This window comes from Janthinobacterium sp. BJB304, assembly GCF_002735765.1.
Classification (GTDB): domain Bacteria; phylum Pseudomonadota; class Gammaproteobacteria; order Burkholderiales; family Burkholderiaceae_D; genus Janthinobacterium.
Genome location: NZ_PDZN01000021.1, coordinates 24,238 through 41,120 on the forward strand (window position 1 = coordinate 24,238; position 16,883 = coordinate 41,120).

Below are 16,883 nucleotides of genomic sequence, written 5' to 3' on the forward strand. Positions count from 1 at the left end.
GTTTGCCAGACAAAATAAAAAAAGCCCCTGAAAAATCAGGGGCTTAGCTGTTTCATTGACCCGGCATTACCTTACGGTGCCGGACGGGAGATTATTCCCACTCAATGGTCGCCGGCGGCTTGCCCGAAATATCGTAGACGACGCGGTTGATGCCGCGCACTTCATTGATGATGCGGTTCGAGACCTTGCCCAACAGGCTGTGCGGCAGGTGCGCCCAGTGGGCCGTCATGAAGTCCTGCGTCTGCACGGCGCGCAGTGCCACCACGTATTCGTAGGTGCGGCCATCGCCCATCACGCCCACCGATTTGACGGGCAGGAAGACGGCAAAAGCCTGGCTCGTCGCTTCGTACCAGTTGGTCGGCACGCTATCCTGATCGAAGCCAGGCACCACCACCGGTTCATACGGCGTGTTGCGCAGTTCTTCGATGAAGATGGCGTCGGCGCGGCGCAGCAGGTCGGCGTAGTCTTTCTTGACTTCGCCGAGGATGCGCACGCCCAGGCCAGGGCCCGGGAACGGGTGGCGGTAGACCATGTCATGCGGCAAGCCCAGGGCCACGCCCAGTTTGCGCACTTCGTCCTTGAACAGTTCGCGCAGGGGTTCGAGCAGCTTGAGCTTCATGGTGTCCGGCAAGCCGCCCACGTTGTGGTGGCTCTTGATGGTCTGGCCTTTCTTGCCTTTGCCGGCCGATTCGATCACGTCCGGGTAGATCGTGCCTTGCGCCAGCCATTTGGCGTTGACCAGCTTGCCCGATTCGACCTGGAACACTTCGACGAACTCGCGGCCGATGATCTTGCGCTTCTGCTCGGGGTCGGTGACGCCGGCCAGGTGGCCCATGAACTGGTCTTCCGCGTCGACGCGGATGACTTTCACGCCCAGGTTCTTGGCGAACATGTCCATCACCATCTTGCCTTCGTCGAGGCGCAGCAGGCCATGGTCGACGAAGACGCAGGTCAGCTGGTCGCCGATGGCGCGGTGGATCAGGGCAGCGGCCACGGACGAATCGACGCCGCCGGACAGGCCCAGGATGACGTCATCGGTGCCCACTTGCGCGCGGATTTTTTCCACCGCTTCGCTGATGTAGTCAGGCATGTTCCAGTCCGACTTGCAGCCGCAGATTTCATGCACGAAACGGCCGATCATGGCCTTGCCCTGCACCGTGTGCGTTACTTCCGGGTGGAATTGCACACCGTAGAACTGGCGCTCTTCATCGGCCATGGCGGCGATCGGGCAGCTCGGGGTGTTGCCCATCAGCTTGAAGCCTGGCGGCATTTCCAGCACCTTGTCGCCATGGCTCATCCATACTTTCAGCATGCCGTGGCCTTCGTCGGTGACGAAGTCGGCAATACCGTTGAGCAGCTTGGTATGGCTGCGGGCGCGCACTTCGGCGTAGCCGAATTCGCGTACCAGGCCGTTTTCCACCTTGCCGCCCAACTGAGCCGCCATGGTTTGCATGCCGTAGCAGATGCCCAGCACGGGCACGCCCAGCTCGAACACGGCTTGCGGCGCGCGCGGCGAGTCGCCATCCAGCGTGGAGTTGTGGCTGCCCGACAGGATCACGCCGGCGGCGCCATAGTTGCGCACGAATTCGTCGCTGACGTCATACGGAAAGACTTCGGAAAACACGCCGGAATCGCGCACGCGGCGGGCGATCAACTGGGTGACTTGGGAACCGAAATCGAGAATGAGGATTTTAGAATGCATGGTCGGAGCTTTATTCAGGGTCAATTGCAAAACCGGCGCACTGGGCGCCGGTCTGGACTTTCGTTACCGCTTACTCGGAGCGATAATTTGGCGCTTCTTTCGTGATCTGCACATCATGGACATGCGACTCGCGCATGCCGGCCGAGGTGATTTCCACGAATTCCGCTTTTTCGCGCAGCTCGTCGATGGTGGCGCAACCACAGTAACCCATCGATTGACGCACGCCGCCCACCAGCTGGAAGATGATCGCCAGCACGCTGCCCTTGTAGGCCACGCGGCCTTCGATACCTTCAGGCACGAACTTGTCGGCCTTCATGGTGGCGTCCTGGAAATAACGGTCAGCCGAACCGTCGGACATCGCGCCCAGCGAACCCATGCCGCGGTACGATTTGTAGCTGCGGCCCTGATACAGGATCACTTCGCCTGGCGCTTCTTCCGTACCGGCAAACATGGAACCCATCATGACGGTCGAGGCCCCAGCGGCCAGCGCTTTCGAGATATCGCCCGAGAAACGGATACCGCCGTCGGCGATACATGGCACGCCCGTGCCTTCCAGTGCTTCGGCAACATTCGAGATGGCCGTGATTTGCGGCACGCCCACACCGGCAACGATACGCGTGGTACAGATCGAGCCAGGACCGATGCCGACCTTGACCGCATCGGCGCCGTATTCCACCAGCGCCTTGGCAGCGGCGGCGGTAGCGATGTTGCCACCAATTACTTCGACTTGCGGGTACTTGGTCTTGATCCAGCGTACGCGGTCGAGGATGCCTTGCGAGTGGCCGTGGGCCGTGTCGACCACCAGCACGTCGACACCGGCGGCGACCAGCAGGTCGATGCGCTCTTCATCCTTGGCACCGACGCCGACGGCAGCGCCGACCAGCAGTTTTCCCTGGCTGTCTTTCGACGCGAACGGGTGCGAGGTCGACTTCTGGATATCCTTGACGGTGATCAGGCCGCGCAATTCGAATGCGTCGTTGACCACCAGCACGCGCTCGAGGCGGTGCTTGTTCATCAGGCGCTTGGCTTCGGCCGTATCGGCGTCTTCCTTGACGACGACGAGTTTTTCGCGCGGGGTCATCTTGGCGGAAGCTTCCGCGTCGAGTTCCTGCTCAAAGCGCAAATCGCGGTTGGTGATGATGCCGACGACTTCCTTGCCTTTGACGACAGGGAAACCGCTGATGCCGTATTGTTCCGTCAGGGCGATCACGTCGCGGATTTTCATTTCCGGCGGAATCGTGATCGGATCACGCAGCACGCCAGCTTCGAAACGCTTTACGCGGGCCACTTCACGAGCCTGATCCTTCGGATTCAAATTCTTGTGGATGATGCCGATGCCGCCTTCCTGGGCCATCGCGATCGCCAGACGGGCTTCCGTCACCGTATCCATGGCTGCGGACAGCAAGGGAATATTCAGGGTGATGTTGCGGGTCAGGCGAGTTTTGAGGGACGTATCGGCGGGCAGAACGTTGGAGTAGGCTGGGACGAGCAGCACGTCATCGAATGTGAGTGCTTTTTGAAGTAGACGCATAGCATTTCCTATTGGCGCAAAAGCAGATTATACAGAAAAAAGCGCCCTTCGTCCTTGCAGCATAGAAAAGATATTTGAAAATAGCAAAAAATGGCGCTCGCCAGGCAGCGGCCGCCCTGCCCGCTCAGCCCTTGGCAGGCTTGCTGCCGGCGCGGCGCCGGCGCGCCTCTTTCGGGTCCGCCTGCAAGGGGCGGTACACTTCCACGCGGTCATGCTCGTGCAATACGGTATCGAGCGGCTTCTTCTTGCCATAGATGCCGACCATGTTCACGGCCAGGTCGATGCCAAGCATTTCCTGCAGCAAGCCGCTCAGCGCCACCGCCTGCCCGATGGTGGTGCCGGCAGGCACCGTCAAGGTGCGCAAAAAGCTGCTGTCCGGCAGCGCGTGGCACACTTGCACCTGCATGCTGGTCTCAGCCATACACGGTCTCCGCGCGCTTGCAAAAGGAATCGACCATGCTGTTGGCAATCATGCCGAAGACGGGGCCGATGATCTGTTCCAGTACGCGGCTGGAAAACTCGTAGTGCAGGTCCAGTTCGATCTTGCAGGCGTCTTCGCGCAGGGCCTTGAAGGTCCACACGCCGTCGAGGGTCTTGAAAGGACCGTCCACCAGCTTCATCTTGATGGACGTCGGCGGCACGTTCTCGTTGGACGTGGTGAAGCTTTGGCGCACGCCGTGGTAATGTATGCCCACGCTGGCGACGACCGTGTTCTCGCCCCGCTCGCGAATCTCGACCGCACCACACCAGGGCAGGAATTTGGGATAATCTTCCACCGCCGCCACCAGCGCGAACATTTGTTCGGCGCTATAGCCGAGAAAAACTGATTTATGTACTACTGCCATTGAAGAACCATTTGCTATGATGTTGGATACATTTGATTTTATCGCGCTTGCGCGAGACAGTAGTTTAACCGACCCGCGCACATTTACCATCTCATGACCATAGCAGACAACAGAAAAGCCTTCCACGACTACTTTATCGAGGATCGCTACGAAGCGGGCATCGTGCTGGAAGGCTGGGAAGTCAAAGCCATCCGCGACGCCCGCGTACAAATCAAGGAAGCCTACGTCGTCGTCCGCGGCGATGAGCTCTTCCTGTTCGGCGCGCATATCAGCGCCCTGCCGACCGCCTCCACCCATATCCACCCGGAAGCCGTACGCACGCGCAAGCTGCTGCTGCACCGCGCTGAAATGGATAAACTGATCGGCAAGGTGGAACGCTCCGGCTATACCCTGGTGCCGCTCAACCTGCACTACAAGGGCGGTCGCGTGAAATGCGAAATCGGCCTGGCCAAGGGCAAGAAGCAGCACGACAAACGCGCTGCGGAGCGCGACCGCGATGGCGCGCGCGAAGTGCAAGCGGCCATGAAATCGCACCGCCGCTGATCCGGCACCGCGCGCAGCCTGCTGCGCCAATACCAACAAGCCCGGCTATATGCCGGGTTTTATTTTGCCGATTGCCTGCGGCAAGCGGGAAAAACTCAGCGCGACGGAATAAAGCAGGGAAAAGAAAGAGATAAGACGGGAAATAAAGCGGTATTGGCGAAAAAGCCATGGAGATACGGCGATGGACATCAACTCGGCCTGCCTGGCCAAAGACAAAAACGAGGAAAGCTCCGGATGCTTGCATGCTGCCTTGTACACCTGTATTACCGCACAGGACAAGCATCCGAATGAATGGCGTATTACATTACACCTTCAGCAGGTCACGCGACTTGCCCGAATCGGTCCACTCTTTGACCCATTTCGGTTGACGGCCACGGCCAGTCCATTGCTGCGTCGCATCATCCGGATTGCGATAGCGTACGGCAACCGTGCCGGTTTTAGCGCGGATACCCGTACCAACCAGATCTTTTACGGAAACGCCGACGCTCTGTGCGATCGCCAGGATTTGTTCACGCGCTTTGGACAGATCGTCTTGTTCGCGTTTTTTCATTTGCTTCTTGATGTCGTCCTGCAAGGTGCGCAGTTCGGACAGGGATAAGCTGGACAGATCCATGATATTTCCTTGTGTGAGTTGAAAAATATAACTGAACAGTTAAATTCTATCCAATTGTAACGCGATTGAGGTGTTTTTTTCTGAAGATTTGATTGTTTTTTACAATTCTTTTCCCAAAAACCCCACTTCCCGGCTTTCAGGCGATGCAAGTCTTCAATCAAGGGGACGGACACCGCAGTGTACCGTCTGTGCCAGTACCTGTATTTTGTGCGGCGGCGATTCAATACAGCGCCATCGGTCACATTTATTCTGCAGTATTTTTTGTTTCATTGCAATTTATAGTAATTAAAAATTGCAATTCAAAACATACACGGGGCCAATACTATCGGCCACCGTGCACCGGTATCCAATCCCGCGTCGTCGTCCATCGCGGACATCGGTGCAGCAGATTCCACTTCAATCAAAAAGATCAGCGTCGCACGACAACATATAACCCAGAAAGTGTGCACAGCATAGCATAAAGAAAATATTCTCAGCGCTACTGATTCCAACGCTGATACTCCAACCCTGCTGCTGCCATATATTCCAGTGGCGCAAATGAAAACTGCCCGCGATATGGCGGGCAGTATTGACGAAAAACTTGCTACGAGTGTGCTATTCACCGGCAATCAAGGAATCGCCACGCCACCTTTCGGCTTCTGGGTTTTGACCACCTGCATTGCCGCGGCGATCAAACCACTCATATCGCCCAGATTGGCCGGCACGATAATCGAGTTATTTGTCTTCGCCAACTGTGCGAAGGCGCCCACATACTGTTCGGCTACTTTCAGGTTGACGGCATCTTCGCCGCCCGGCTCGCGGATGGCGGCGCCGACCTGGCGCAACGCCTCGGCGCTGGCCTGTGCCAGCGCAACGATGGCTGTGGCCTGACCTTCGGCGCGGTTGATCGATGCCTGCTTCTCCCCTTCCGAACGGGCAATATTCGCTTCCCGTTCGCCGCTGGCGATATTGATCTGCTCCTGCTTGCGCCCTTCCGAGGCGGCAATCAGCGCGCGCTTTTCGCGCTCGGCCGTAATCTGCGCCTGCATCGCATGCAAAATTTCCTTGGGCGGCGTCAAATCCTTGATTTCATAGCGCAATACCTTGACGCCCCAATTCGCCGCCGATTCATCGATGGCATTCACGATGGCAGTATTGATATGGTCGCGCTCTTCAAATGTCTTGTCGAGTTCCATTTTACCGATCACCGATCGCAAAGTCGTTTGCGCCAATTGCGTAATGGCGGCAATATAATTCGACGAACCATATGAAGCACGCATCGCATCGGTAATCTGGAAATACAGAATGCCATCGACCTGCAATTGCGTATTGTCACGCGTAATGCACACCTGCGGCGGCACGTCGAGTGGAATTTCCTTGAGTACATGCTTGTAAGCGATGCGGTCAACAAAAGGCACGACGATATTCAGGCCAGGCCCCAATACCGCATGGAACTTGCCCAGCCGTTCCACCACCCAGGCATGCTGCTGCGGCACCACATTGACCGTCTTGAAGACAAATACCAACGCCAGCAATAACAAGATCAGCGACGCGCTTCCGATGCTTACTTCCATAATCTATTCTCCAGGTTATCCAACAATCAAACGGCTGCCACGCACGGCACGTATGGTGTAATGACCGGCCTGCGTATCGCTGCCGGGAATCAGTTCCACATCCCACAAGGCGCCGCGATACATGACGCGCGCCGCGCCATCGACCCAGTGCGCGACCGCCACGCTTTGGCCGATATCGAGATTCACATTCGGATCCTGCGCCGCATCGCGCCGCGCCGCCCTGCCAAAACGGCTGCGCCGCAATAACAGCGTAGCCGCCACGCCGACAATGGCGGCCGTCAGGGCCTGCCAGCTGCCATTTCCGCCCGCCAGCGCCACCAATCCTCCGGCACTGACGCCGATGGCGATCATCAGCAGATAAAACGTGCCCGTAAACAGCTCCAGGATCAATACCGCGCCAGCCGCGACAAACCAGCCCACCCATTCAGCCATGATGCCTCCATCCTTGTGAATCCAAAATAAAAAACCCCGCAGCCTATATAAGCGACGGGGTTTAATGCACTGCACTGCCTGATATTATTCTTGCCAAACACCTATATACAAGCAGTCTAACGCAATTCCGGATGACGTCAATAGCCTGCGGCGAATTAGCGCCGCCGGCCCGGCGTTTATTCCTCGAGCAGGCTGCGCAACATCCACGCCGTCTTCTCATGCAAATCGAGGCGCTGCGTGATCAAATCGGCCGTCGGCTGGTCATTGGCTTTCTCGAGCAGCGGGAACAAACGGCGCGCCGTGCGCGCGGTCGCTTCCTGTGCCGACACCAGGTGGCTGACCATGTCCAGCGCCGGCGGCACGCCGTCGATTTCCTTGATCGAAGCGAGCTTGACGAATTCCTTGTAGGTGCCCGGCGCCGGATAGCCGAGGGCGCGGATACGCTCGGCGATCAAGTCCAGCGCGGCCCACTGCTCCGTGTATTGCGTCATGAACATCAGGTGCAGGGTGTTGAACATCGGCCCCTTGACGTTCCAGTGAAAATTATGGGTCATCAGGTACAAGGTGTAGCTGTCGGCCAGCAGGCCGGACAGGCCTTCCGCAATTTTCGCGCGGTCCGCTTCGGAAATGCCGATATCGATCTTTGCCACTTTGCTCGGTTTCTTGCTTGCCATGTGAACTCCCGTTTCAATGTATTGGTGGAATCATTTTAGCTGATCTGGCGCAAGCCCATCGGATACTACCGTGCGCTCCACGGCAGGCATAAAAAAACCCGCTGCCAGGTCAGTGGCAGCGGGTTTTCAGAGGGCGGGAAAGACGCTTACGCTTTCAGCGCAGCGAGCTTTTGCCAGGTGTCGATCACCGAGTCGGGATTCAGGGACATCGATTCGATGCCCTGCTCCATCAGCCAGACGGCGAAGTCCGGATGGTCGGAAGGACCCTGGCCGCAGATGCCGATGTACTTGCCGCGTGCCAGGCAAGCCTTGATGGCCAGGGCCAGCAGGGCTTTCACGGCGGGATCGCGCTCGTCGAAATCGGCGGCCAGCAATTCCATGCCGGAATCGCGGTCCAGGCCCAGGGTCAGCTGGGTCAGGTCGTTCGAACCGATCGAGAAGCCGTCGAAATGGTCAAGGAACTGGTCGGCCAGGATGGCGTTCGACGGCACTTCGCACATCATGATGACGCGCAGGTCGTTCTCGCCGCGCTTCAGGCCATTCTTTGCCAGCAAGTCGATGACTTTCTCGGCCTGGCCCAGGGTGCGCACGAACGGCACCATGATTTCCACGTTCGTCAGGCCCATGTCATTGCGCACGCGCTTCATCGCTTCGCATTCCATGTTGAACGCTTCGGAGAAGTCGGCCGACAGGTAGCGCGCCGCGCCGCGGAAGCCCAGCATCGGGTTTTCCTCGTCCGGCTCGTAGCGCGAACCGCCGATCAGCTTCTTGTACTCGTTCGACTTGAAGTCGGACAGGCGCACGATGACTTTCTTCGGCCAGAACGCGGCGGCGATGGTGGCGATGCCTTCGGCCAGCTTGTCGATATAGAACGCTTTCGGCGAAGCGTGGCCGCGCGCCACCGATTCCACGGCCTTTTTCAGGTCGGCATCGATGTTCGGATATTCCAGGATCGCGCGCGGATGCACACCAATATTGTTATTGATGATAAATTCCAGGCGCGCCAGGCCCACGCCCGCATTCGGCACGGACTGGAAGTCGAACGCCAGCTGCGGATTGCCCACGTTGAGCATGATCTTGGTATCGAGCTTAGGCAATTCGCCGCGCGACACTTCCGACACTTCCGTTTCCAGCAAGCCGTCGTAGATCTTGCCTTCGTCGCCTTCGGAGCAGACGACGGTGACGAACGTGCCGTCTTTCAGCACGTCGGTCGCGTCGCCGCAGCCGACGACGGCCGGCACGCCGAGTTCACGGGCAATAATTGCTGCGTGGCAAGTGCGGCCGCCGCGATTGGTGACGATGGCCGATGCGCGCTTCATGACCGGTTCCCAGTTCGGGTCCGTCATGTCGGCAACGAGCACGTCGCCTGGCTGCACGCGCTCCATGTCGGCCGGGTCGTGGATCACGCGCACGGGGCCGGCGCCGATCTTCTGACCGATGGCGCGGCCGGACGTCAGCACGGTGCCCGTGCTTTTCAGCTTGAAGCGTTCCTGCACGTCGGTCGCCTTTTGCTGCGACTTGACGGTTTCAGGACGCGCCTGCAGGATGTACAGCTTGCCGTCGCGGCCATCCTTGCCCCACTCGATGTCCATCGGACGGCCGTAGTGGTTTTCGATGATGACGGCGTACTTGGCCAGCTCCACCACTTCGCTGTCGTTCAGCGAGTAACGGTTGCGCATTTCAACCGGCACGTCGACGGTTTTCACGGAACGGCCGGCTTTCGCTTCGTTCGTGAATTCCATCTTCAGCAGCTTCGAGCCGATATTGCGGCGGATCACAGGCGACTTGCCTTTTTCCAGCATCGGCTTGTGCACATAGAATTCATCGGGATTGACGGCGCCCTGCACCACGGTTTCGCCCAGGCCATAGCTGGAAGTGACGAAGACCACGTCCTTGAAGCCCGACTCGGTATCGATGGTGAACATCACGCCGGCCGCGCCCAGGTCGGAACGCACCATGCGCTGCACGCCGGCCGACAAGGCCACTTCAGCGTGCGTAAAGCCCTTGTGCACGCGATACGAGATGGCGCGGTCGTTGTACAGCGACGCGAACACCTGTTTCATGGCTTCGAGCACGTTGTCGATGCCGACCACGTTCAGGAAGGTTTCTTGCTGACCAGCAAAAGAAGCATCCGGCAAGTCTTCCGCCGTGGCCGAGGAACGCACGGCAAACGACATTTCGGTGTCGGAATCGGCCACCAGTTTGGCGTAGAACTGATCGATTTCAGCGGCCAGGCGTGGCTGGAACGGCGTTTCGACGATCCATTGACGGATCTCGGCGCCGGCTTGCGCCAGCGCGCGCACGTCATCGATGTTAAGCCCTTCGAGGCGCTGGGCGATGCGTTCGGCCAGCGGCAAGCCGCCGTTGGCGCTATACGAAAGGAAATCGCGGAATGCCTGCGCCGTGGTGGCAAAGCCACCGGGCACGCGCACGCCGGCTTCCGCCAGTTGGCTGATCATTTCGCCCAGGGAGGCGTTCTTGCCGCCGACGGATTCGACATCCGTCATGCGCAAATGCTCGAACGAGGCAACATACACCGCGTCCTTGTCTTCCTGCTGTTGCGATACTGCGTTGGTCATAATGACACCCTTACTGATGATAGAAATCTTTACGCGCGGCGCACAGACAGTCTTCTTGTTATTCTTGGCGTCGTGCAGCACAATCATACCGTTGCAGCCATTTTACCTTGTGCGGCGCAAATTGACGACGCACAATCTTGATCCGAAAACCCATGACACAAGAACCACGCCCTCCTCTGCCCTCCGCGGCCCGCACCGTCTTCTTCGTTTCCGACGGTACCGGCATCACCGCCGAGACGTTCGGCCACTCGGTGCTGACGCAGTTCGATCTGCGCTTCCGTCAGATCCGCCTGCCCTTCATCGACACCATGGACAAGGCATACGATGCGGCGCGCAAGATCAACGAAGCCTTCGCCGCCGATGGCCAGCGCCCGATCATTTTCTCCACCCTGGTAAAGAACGACCTGTCGGCCGTGATCCGCAAGTCCAGCGGCATGCACATGGACCTGATCCAGACCTTTGTGGCCCCGCTGGAGCAGGAGCTGGGCGTGATGTCGACCCATACCATCGGGCGCTCGCACAATATCGTCGACAGCGAGGAATACAAGAACCGCATCGAGGCGATCAACTATTCGCTGGCGCACGACGATGGGCAGTCGCACAAGAACCTGTCCTCGGCCGATGTCATTCTGGTGGGTGTTTCGCGCTCTGGCAAGACCCCGACCAGCCTGTATCTGGCCATGCAATACGGTATCAAGGCGGCCAATTATCCGCTGATTCCCGACGATTTCGAGCGCGACAAGCTGCCATCGGCCCTGCTGGAATTTAAGAATAAAATTTTCGGATTGAGCATTACGCCCGAACGTTTGTCGGAAATACGCAACGAAAGACGCGCTGGAAGCAAGTATGCGGCCATCGAAAATTGCCGTTACGAGGTCAACGAGGCGGAAAAGATGATGAAACGCGAAGGCATCCGCTGGCTCTCCTCGACCACCAAGTCGATCGAGGAGATCTCCACGACGATCCTGCAAGAGATCAAGCCGAACCGCCGCGAGTACTAGCACGCCTGACCAAACCTGCTGCGCGTCGGTATAGGCTGCTTGCGATGCTCACCGGCTCGGCGCCCCCGTACTCAAGTACGGTTGCGCTTCTCGGCCACCTCTCCCTTCCGCTCGCGACGGTTTTGTCAGGCGTTCGCCTCGCGGGACAGCACCGTCAGCGCCGCCACCAATTGGTCCAGTTCAGCGGTGGTGGTGGTGACGGCCACCGTGGCGCGTACGATGTCGGCATCGCCGATATTGCGCTGCACGGTGAATATGCCAAAACGCTCCAGCAAGGCTTGCCGCAGATCGCGCGCGCTCATGCCGTCGACGGCAAAGGCGACCAGCGCCGTGCCGCGTTTGGCATCGAGCGGCGACAGGATGCGCACGCCGGGCAACTGCGCCGCCCGCTCGACCCAGTAATTGCGCAGCCAGGCCAGGCGTTCGTTCTTGGCCGGCGTGCCGCCCAGGCGCGCATGGAAGTCCAAGGCGGCAGGCGCGGCCAGGATGGCGCCGATCGGCGGCATGCCCATGTGCAGGCGGCTGCGGATATCGTCCAGCGGATAATCGTCGTCGCCAAAATGCGGCTCGATCTTGTGCAATTGCGAGGCGCGGATATACACGACGCCGAGTCCCGCCGGGGCCCCCAGCCATTTGTGCAGATTGAATCCGGCAAAATCGACACCCATGGCCTGCACGTCCACGTCGACCTGCCCCAGCGCATGGGCGCTGTCGAGCAGCACGTCGATGCCGTGTTCGCGCGCCAGCGCCATGATTTCCTGTAGCGGCAGTTGCTGGCCATTAGCCGGCGTCACCTGCGACAGCAGCAGCAATTTGGGCTTGACGGCCTGGCGCATGGCTTGCGCGTAGCGGGCGATGATCTCGTCATCGCCGATGGGCAAGCGCAAGGCGACTTGCGTGCTGGTGACGCCACGGCGCTGCGCCAGCCAGCGCATGGCCGTGCGCATGGCCGGATAGTCGAGATTACTCCACAGCACCGTATCGCCGGGCGCCAGGCCGTGGTATTGCGTGATCAGCACCTGCATCGACTCGGTGCCGCTGCGGGTCAGCAGGATTTCATGCAGTTCGGCATGGATCAGCGCGGCGACGCGCCGGCGCAGAATATCCACATGCGTGCGCGTGAATTCTCCGCGCACGAAGGGACTCAGTTGCTCGTTGGTGTAGCGCACGGCCTGCTCGAAGGCCGCTTGCACGGGGGCGGCCATGGCGCCGAAATAACCGTGTTCCAGATTGACGATGGCGTCCGGCGGCGCGGGATAAAACCTGGCTACCTGGCGCCACCAGGCCTCGTCACGCGTGGCTCCGTCGGCAAGCAAGGGCAGAACTGCATGGTCAGGCATGGCGGGCCTTGGTGTGAAAGTGTCAGGACTGGCCCTGGCGCAGCTGCTCGAAGAAGCACACGGCGGCGCAGGCGGCCACGTTCAGCGATTCGATCTGGCCCAGGTGGGGAATGACCACCTGGTGCGTGGCCATCGACAGCAGGTCGTCGGCGACGCCCTGCCCTTCATGGCCGAACAGCCAGGCGACGGGCTGGCGCAGGTCAACGTCGTACAGACGCTGCGTGGCGTAGCCGCTGGTGGCCAGCGTCGCCACCTTGGCGTTCGATACGAGTGCCGCCAGGTCGACGTTTTCAAAGATGTCGAGCACGAAGTGCGCGCCCATCGCCGCGCGCAGCACCTTGGGCGACCAGCAGAAAGCCGTGCCGGCGCTGCAGTACACCTGCGTGATGCCGGCGGCGGCCGCGCTGCGCAGGATGGAGCCCACGTTGCCCGGGTCTTGCAGGTTATCGAGCAGCACGGCCGACACGCTCAGAGGCTGCGTGACGGCCCGTTCCGGCGTCTCGACGAGGAACATCACGCCCACGCCATGTTCGACCTGGCTCACCGCGTTATACAGCGCATCGGGCAAGCCCAGTACGTGCGCGCGCTGGCTTTCCAGCTGGCCGACGATCTCCGCCACTTCCGGATTTTGCAAGGCGCTTTCGCTGACGATGCACTGCTCCGGCATGCCGCGCAGCTGCAGGTACGACTGGCACAGGTGCACGCCGTCGAGCAGGGTGCGGCCCGACTTGCGGCGCGCCTGCGAACTGCCCGCCAGCTTCAATAAATCCTTGTATTGCGCATTGTCGCGCGAGGTAATCGTCTTCATGCCGCCACCTCCTGCCCGCCGAACAGCGCGATCACGTTGCGCACGGGCGCGAACGAGCGGCGGTGCACGGGCGAGGCGCCGTGCAGGTGCAGGCGCTCCAGGTGCAGCTTGGTGCCATAGCCCTTGTGCTGGTCGAAGCAGTACTCGGGATAGGCCGCATGCAGGTGCACCAGGGCCGCGTCGCGCGCCGTCTTGGCCAGGATCGAGGCGGCGGAAATCGAATCGACCTTGTCGTCGCCGCCGATGATGGCCATGCCGCGTATCGGCATCACGGGGCAGCGGTTGCCGTCGATCAGGGCCAGGGTCGGCACGGTCGCCAGGGCCTCGACGGCGCGGCGCATGGCCAGCATCGACGCCTGCAGGATGTTCAGGCGGTCGATTTCCTCTTCCGACGCTTCGGCGATGGCCCAGGCCAGGGCCTTGGCCTTGATTTGCGGCGCCAGCAGGTCGCGCCTGGCTTCGCTGAGTTTCTTCGAGTCGCGCAAGCCGTCGATGGGCTGGTTCGGGTCGAGGATCACGGCGGCGGCGAACACGGGGCCGGCCAGCGGACCGCGGCCTGCCTCGTCGACGCCGCAGATGATTTCATCGAGCGAGAATGGCAAGTCGTCAAACAGGCCGGGATAGATATTTTTCACGTTGAATCTTTGGTTGGTGCTGCGGTTGAAGCGGTGATTCGGGCTTACTTGCGGTTGGCGGCGATGACCTGCATGACGGCGTTGGCGCTTTCGCGCGCGCTGTCGCGCAGCAGGCTGTGGTGCATGTCCGTGAAGCGCTGCACCAGGCGCAAACGGCCCGGCACGTCGCTCAGCTGCTGCCACATGGCGTCCGCCAGCGCTTGCGGGCTGGCCGCGTTTTGCAGCAGCTCGGGCACCAGGTAATCGCGCGCCAGGATGTTCGGCAAGCCTATCCACGGCTGGTAGCCCATGTGGCGCATGATTTCCCACGAGGCGCGCATCATCTTGTAGGCGATGACCATCGGTTTCTTGTACAGCGCCACTTCCAGCGACGCCGTGCCGGAAGCCACCAGCACCGCATCGGCGGCGCAGATGGCCGTGTGCGAGCCGCCATCGGTGAGCAATATCTCGACGTCCTGCAAGCCCGCCTCACGGATCAGTTGCAAAAAGTACTGGCGCTGCTTTTCGCCGGCCATGGGCGCGACGAAACGCAAGGAGCGGTCGCGCGCCAGCAGCAGCTTGCAGGCGCCGACAAACGCCGCGGTATTGTATTTGAGTTCGCCCATGCGGCTGCCCGGCATCAGGGTCACGACATTCGCGTCTTGCGGCAAGCCCAGGACACGGCGCGCGGCCGCCTCGTCGGGCTGCAAAGGGATCATCTCGGCCAGCGGATGGCCGACATAGGTGACGGGCACGCCCGCCTTGCGGTAGATCTCTTCCTCGAACGGGAAAATCACCAGCATGTGCGAGACGGCCTTGATGATTTTCTTGATGCGTCCACCGCGCCAGGCCCATATCTGCGGCCCGATGTAGTGCACGGTAGGGATGCCGCCTTCCTTGAGCTGCTGCTCAAGGCCCAGGTTAAAGCCCGGGTAGTCGGCGCCGATGAAGACGGCGGGACGCTCCGCCAGCAGCTGGTCGCGCAGCGCGTTCTGGATGCCCTTGATTTCGCGGTAGCGGGGAATGATCTCGAACAGGCCGCGCACGGTCAGTTTGTCGAGCGGCCAGTCGGACACGAAGCCCTGCCTGGCCATATGCTCGCCGCCGATGCCGTGGAAGCGCGCGCCGGGCAGCTGCGGCACGAGGCCGGACAGCAGCCGGCTGGCCAGCAGGTCGCCCGACACCTCGCCGGCGACGATGGCGACCGACAGGCCGCGGTCCCGGTCAGCGGACGATGCCACGCGACGCCACGCCAAGGAATTCGCGCATGGCGCGAATGTGTTGCGCCACCTCGGGCGAGGAAGCCTGCTCTTCGTCGAACAGGGCCGCCTTGGACTCTTCCAGGGTCAGTCCCGCGCGGTAGATGAGCTTATACGCGGCGCGGATGCCGTTGATCTGCTCCCGCGTAAAGCCGCGGCGTTTCAATCCTTCGATGTTGACGCCATGCGCCTGTGCCGGATTGCCGTTCAACAGGACGAACGGCGGCACATCCTGCGTCAGGCTGGTGCTCATGCCGACAAAGGCGTGCGCGCCGATCTTGCAGAACTGGTGCACATTGGCAAAACCGCTCATGATGACCCAGTCGCCGATTTCCACGTGGCCCGCCAGCTGCGCGTTGTTCGAAAAGATAGTGTTGTTGCCCACCAGGCAGTCGTGCGCCAGGTGCACATACGCCGAGATCCAGTTGTCATTGCCCAGGCGCGTCACGCCGCCGCCCTGCACGGTGCCCGTGTTGAAGGTGCAGAACTCGCGGATGGTGTTGCGGTCGCCGATTTCCAGGCGCGTCGCCTCGCCCGCCCATTTTTTATCCTGCGGCTGCGCGCCGATGGAAGAAAACTGGAACAGGTGGTTGTCGCTGCCGATCGTCGTATGGCCATCGATCACCACGTGCGGGCCGACCCTGGTGCCGGCGCCGATGCGCACGTGCGGACCGATGATGGTGTACGGACCCACCTCGACCGAGCTGTCAAGCTCGGCCTTCGGATCGATGACTGCCGTGGAGTGGATGGCCGCCATGTTACTGCCCCGCTGGCTGGCTCGCAGACTGGCTGGCATCCTGCGCGCTGCGGATGGTGCACATCAGTTCCGCTTCCACCGCCAGCTTGCCGTCGACCGTACCGATGGCCTTGTATTTCCAGATGCCGCGCGAGACGCGCAGGATTTCCACATCCATCTTCAATTGGTCGCCCGGTTCGACTGGACGCTTGAAGCGCGCATTGTCGATGCCGACGAAGTACACCACCGAATTTTCATCCGGTTTCACGCCCATCGACAGGAACGACAGCAAAGCCGCCGTCTGCGCCAGCGCTTCGATCATCAGCACGCCGGGCATGACCGGCTTGTGCGGGAAATGGCCCTGGAAGAACTCTTCGTTGACCGTCACGTTCTTGATGGCGGTGATCGTTTTATCGGCTTCCCAGTCCAGCACGCGGTCGACCAGCAGCAGCGGGTAGCGATGCGGCAGCAGCGATTTGATGGCGAGGATGTCGAGGGTCTTTTTTTCAGTAGTCATTTTTCGTCTTGGGTGGTCAGTGTTTTAATTGTTTTTCAAGCGCGCGGATTTTCTCGCGCATGCTTGACAGGTTGCGCACGATGGCGGCGCTCTTTTCCCAGTCGGCGTTCTTGGCCAGCAGACAGAAACCCGTGTA

General features: G+C 60.4%; 17 protein-coding genes. 2 read left to right on the top strand and 15 right to left on the bottom strand.

The genetic code is table 11. From position 1 onward, the window contains the following. Nucleotides 1-91 precede the first annotated feature (91 nt). The 4 genes from guaA to CSQ95_RS22305 all read right to left on the bottom strand — a co-directional run bounded on the left by guaA (nucleotide 92) and on the right by CSQ95_RS22305 (nucleotide 4,078). Nucleotides 92-1,702, bottom strand: a complete 1,611-nt coding sequence (gene guaA, locus CSQ95_RS22290; RefSeq protein ID WP_070288027.1) for a glutamine-hydrolyzing GMP synthase — start codon at nucleotides 1,700-1,702, stop codon at nucleotides 92-94. A gap of 70 nt (nucleotides 1,703-1,772) precedes the next feature. Continuing rightward, the gene (guaB, locus tag CSQ95_RS22295; RefSeq protein ID WP_034752206.1) at nucleotides 1,773-3,233 is read right to left on the bottom strand and encodes an IMP dehydrogenase; all 1,461 of its coding nucleotides are present in this window, start codon (nucleotides 3,231-3,233) and stop codon (nucleotides 1,773-1,775) included. 124 nt (nucleotides 3,234-3,357) lie between these two features. Then, nucleotides 3,358-3,654: an RnfH family protein gene (locus tag CSQ95_RS22300; RefSeq protein ID WP_099411116.1), complete on the bottom strand. Its 297-nt coding sequence runs from the start codon at nucleotides 3,652-3,654 to the stop codon at nucleotides 3,358-3,360. Continuing rightward, nucleotides 3,647-4,078 carry a type II toxin-antitoxin system RatA family toxin gene (locus tag CSQ95_RS22305; RefSeq protein WP_035818194.1) on the bottom strand — a complete coding sequence of 144 codons (432 nt, stop codon included), beginning with the start codon at nucleotides 4,076-4,078 and terminating at the stop codon, nucleotides 3,647-3,649. The genes CSQ95_RS22300 and CSQ95_RS22305 overlap by 8 nt, the downstream gene beginning before the upstream one ends. A gap of 93 nt (nucleotides 4,079-4,171) precedes the next feature. Here CSQ95_RS22305 and smpB point away from each other — a divergent pair, with 93 nt between their 5' ends. After that, on the top strand, nucleotides 4,172-4,621 hold the full coding sequence (gene smpB, locus CSQ95_RS22310) for an SsrA-binding protein SmpB (protein WP_034784131.1): 450 nt from the start codon (nucleotides 4,172-4,174) through the stop codon (nucleotides 4,619-4,621). Nucleotides 4,622-4,925: 304 nt separating this feature from the next. On the opposite strand, the gene CSQ95_RS22315 is transcribed toward smpB, so the two are convergent. The 5 genes from CSQ95_RS22315 to ppsA form a co-directional block, all read right to left on the bottom strand. Further along, on the bottom strand, nucleotides 4,926-5,234 hold the full coding sequence (locus CSQ95_RS22315) for an H-NS family nucleoid-associated regulatory protein (RefSeq protein ID WP_010397665.1): 309 nt from the start codon (nucleotides 5,232-5,234) through the stop codon (nucleotides 4,926-4,928). Nucleotides 5,235-5,842: 608 nt separating this feature from the next. Beyond that, nucleotides 5,843-6,787 carry an SPFH domain-containing protein gene (locus CSQ95_RS22320; protein ID WP_099411117.1) on the bottom strand — a complete coding sequence of 315 codons (945 nt, stop codon included), beginning with the start codon at nucleotides 6,785-6,787 and terminating at the stop codon, nucleotides 5,843-5,845. Nucleotides 6,788-6,802: 15 nt separating this feature from the next. Then, a complete protein-coding gene (locus CSQ95_RS22325) occupies nucleotides 6,803-7,219 on the bottom strand; it encodes an NfeD family protein (protein WP_070221510.1) in 417 nt (138 codons plus the stop codon). 176 nt (nucleotides 7,220-7,395) lie between these two features. Continuing rightward, on the bottom strand, nucleotides 7,396-7,893 hold the full coding sequence (locus CSQ95_RS22330; RefSeq protein ID WP_034752224.1) for a Dps family protein: 498 nt from the start codon (nucleotides 7,891-7,893) through the stop codon (nucleotides 7,396-7,398). Nucleotides 7,894-8,039: 146 nt separating this feature from the next. Next, nucleotides 8,040-10,472, bottom strand: a complete 2,433-nt coding sequence (gene ppsA / locus CSQ95_RS22335; RefSeq protein ID WP_070221573.1) for a phosphoenolpyruvate synthase — start codon at nucleotides 10,470-10,472, stop codon at nucleotides 8,040-8,042. Between the two features lie 152 nt (nucleotides 10,473-10,624). On the opposite strand from ppsA, the gene CSQ95_RS22340 reads away from it, so the two are divergent. After that, nucleotides 10,625-11,473 carry a pyruvate, water dikinase regulatory protein gene (locus CSQ95_RS22340; protein WP_070288024.1) on the top strand — a complete coding sequence of 283 codons (849 nt, stop codon included), beginning with the start codon at nucleotides 10,625-10,627 and terminating at the stop codon, nucleotides 11,471-11,473. 125 nt (nucleotides 11,474-11,598) lie between these two features. Here CSQ95_RS22340 and CSQ95_RS22345 read toward each other — a convergent pair whose 3' ends face one another. From CSQ95_RS22345 to fabZ, 6 genes are read right to left on the bottom strand one after another with little or no spacing between them, the layout of a single operon-like run. Beyond that, complete coding sequence (locus CSQ95_RS22345; protein WP_099411118.1) at nucleotides 11,599-12,813, bottom strand: aminotransferase class V-fold PLP-dependent enzyme; 1,215 nt, start codon at nucleotides 12,811-12,813, stop codon at nucleotides 11,599-11,601. Between the two features lie 22 nt (nucleotides 12,814-12,835). Next, entirely contained in the window at nucleotides 12,836-13,621 is a 786-nt protein-coding gene (locus CSQ95_RS22350; RefSeq protein WP_099411119.1) for an RNA methyltransferase, read from the bottom strand. After that, the gene (gene rnhB, locus CSQ95_RS22355) at nucleotides 13,618-14,256 is read right to left on the bottom strand and encodes a ribonuclease HII (RefSeq protein WP_070288016.1); all 639 of its coding nucleotides are present in this window, start codon (nucleotides 14,254-14,256) and stop codon (nucleotides 13,618-13,620) included. The genes CSQ95_RS22350 and rnhB overlap by 4 nt, the downstream gene beginning before the upstream one ends. 44 nt (nucleotides 14,257-14,300) lie before the next feature. Continuing rightward, a complete protein-coding gene (lpxB, locus tag CSQ95_RS22360; RefSeq protein ID WP_099411161.1) occupies nucleotides 14,301-15,476 on the bottom strand; it encodes a lipid-A-disaccharide synthase in 1,176 nt (391 codons plus the stop codon). Then, complete coding sequence (gene lpxA, locus CSQ95_RS22365) at nucleotides 15,460-16,251, bottom strand: acyl-ACP--UDP-N-acetylglucosamine O-acyltransferase (RefSeq protein ID WP_099411120.1); 792 nt, start codon at nucleotides 16,249-16,251, stop codon at nucleotides 15,460-15,462. Before lpxA ends, lpxB begins: the two co-directional genes overlap by 17 nt. A gap of 1 nt (nucleotide 16,252) precedes the next feature. Further along, nucleotides 16,253-16,747 (bottom strand): 3-hydroxyacyl-ACP dehydratase FabZ, encoded by a 495-nt coding sequence (gene fabZ / locus CSQ95_RS22370; RefSeq protein ID WP_099411121.1) that lies wholly within the window; start codon nucleotides 16,745-16,747, stop codon nucleotides 16,253-16,255. Between the last annotated feature and the right edge of the window lie 136 nt (nucleotides 16,748-16,883).

Excerpts from the sequence above, each read along its gene's own strand:
- guaA (WP_070288027.1), bottom strand. The coding sequence starts at position 1,702 with ATGCATTCTAAAATCCTCATTCTCGATTTCGGTTCCCAAGTCACCCAG.
- guaB (WP_034752206.1), bottom strand. The coding sequence starts at position 3,233 with ATGCGTCTACTTCAAAAAGCACTCACATTCGATGACGTGCTGCTCGTC.
- CSQ95_RS22300 (WP_099411116.1), bottom strand. The coding sequence starts at position 3,654 with ATGGCTGAGACCAGCATGCAGGTGCAAGTGTGCCACGCGCTGCCGGAC.
- CSQ95_RS22305 (WP_035818194.1), bottom strand. The coding sequence starts at position 4,078 with ATGGCAGTAGTACATAAATCAGTTTTTCTCGGCTATAGCGCCGAACAA.
- smpB (WP_034784131.1), top strand. The coding sequence starts at position 4,172 with ATGACCATAGCAGACAACAGAAAAGCCTTCCACGACTACTTTATCGAG.
- CSQ95_RS22315 (WP_010397665.1), bottom strand. The coding sequence starts at position 5,234 with ATGGATCTGTCCAGCTTATCCCTGTCCGAACTGCGCACCTTGCAGGAC.
- CSQ95_RS22320 (WP_099411117.1), bottom strand. The coding sequence starts at position 6,787 with ATGGAAGTAAGCATCGGAAGCGCGTCGCTGATCTTGTTATTGCTGGCG.
- CSQ95_RS22325 (WP_070221510.1), bottom strand. The coding sequence starts at position 7,219 with ATGGCTGAATGGGTGGGCTGGTTTGTCGCGGCTGGCGCGGTATTGATC.
- CSQ95_RS22330 (WP_034752224.1), bottom strand. The coding sequence starts at position 7,893 with ATGGCAAGCAAGAAACCGAGCAAAGTGGCAAAGATCGATATCGGCATT.
- ppsA (WP_070221573.1), bottom strand. The coding sequence starts at position 10,472 with ATGACCAACGCAGTATCGCAACAGCAGGAAGACAAGGACGCGGTGTAT.
- CSQ95_RS22340 (WP_070288024.1), top strand. The coding sequence starts at position 10,625 with ATGACACAAGAACCACGCCCTCCTCTGCCCTCCGCGGCCCGCACCGTC.
- CSQ95_RS22345 (WP_099411118.1), bottom strand. The coding sequence starts at position 12,813 with ATGCCTGACCATGCAGTTCTGCCCTTGCTTGCCGACGGAGCCACGCGT.
- CSQ95_RS22350 (WP_099411119.1), bottom strand. The coding sequence starts at position 13,621 with ATGAAGACGATTACCTCGCGCGACAATGCGCAATACAAGGATTTATTG.
- lpxA (WP_099411120.1), bottom strand. The coding sequence starts at position 16,251 with ATGGCGGCCATCCACTCCACGGCAGTCATCGATCCGAAGGCCGAGCTT.
- fabZ (WP_099411121.1), bottom strand. The coding sequence starts at position 16,747 with ATGACTACTGAAAAAAAGACCCTCGACATCCTCGCCATCAAATCGCTG.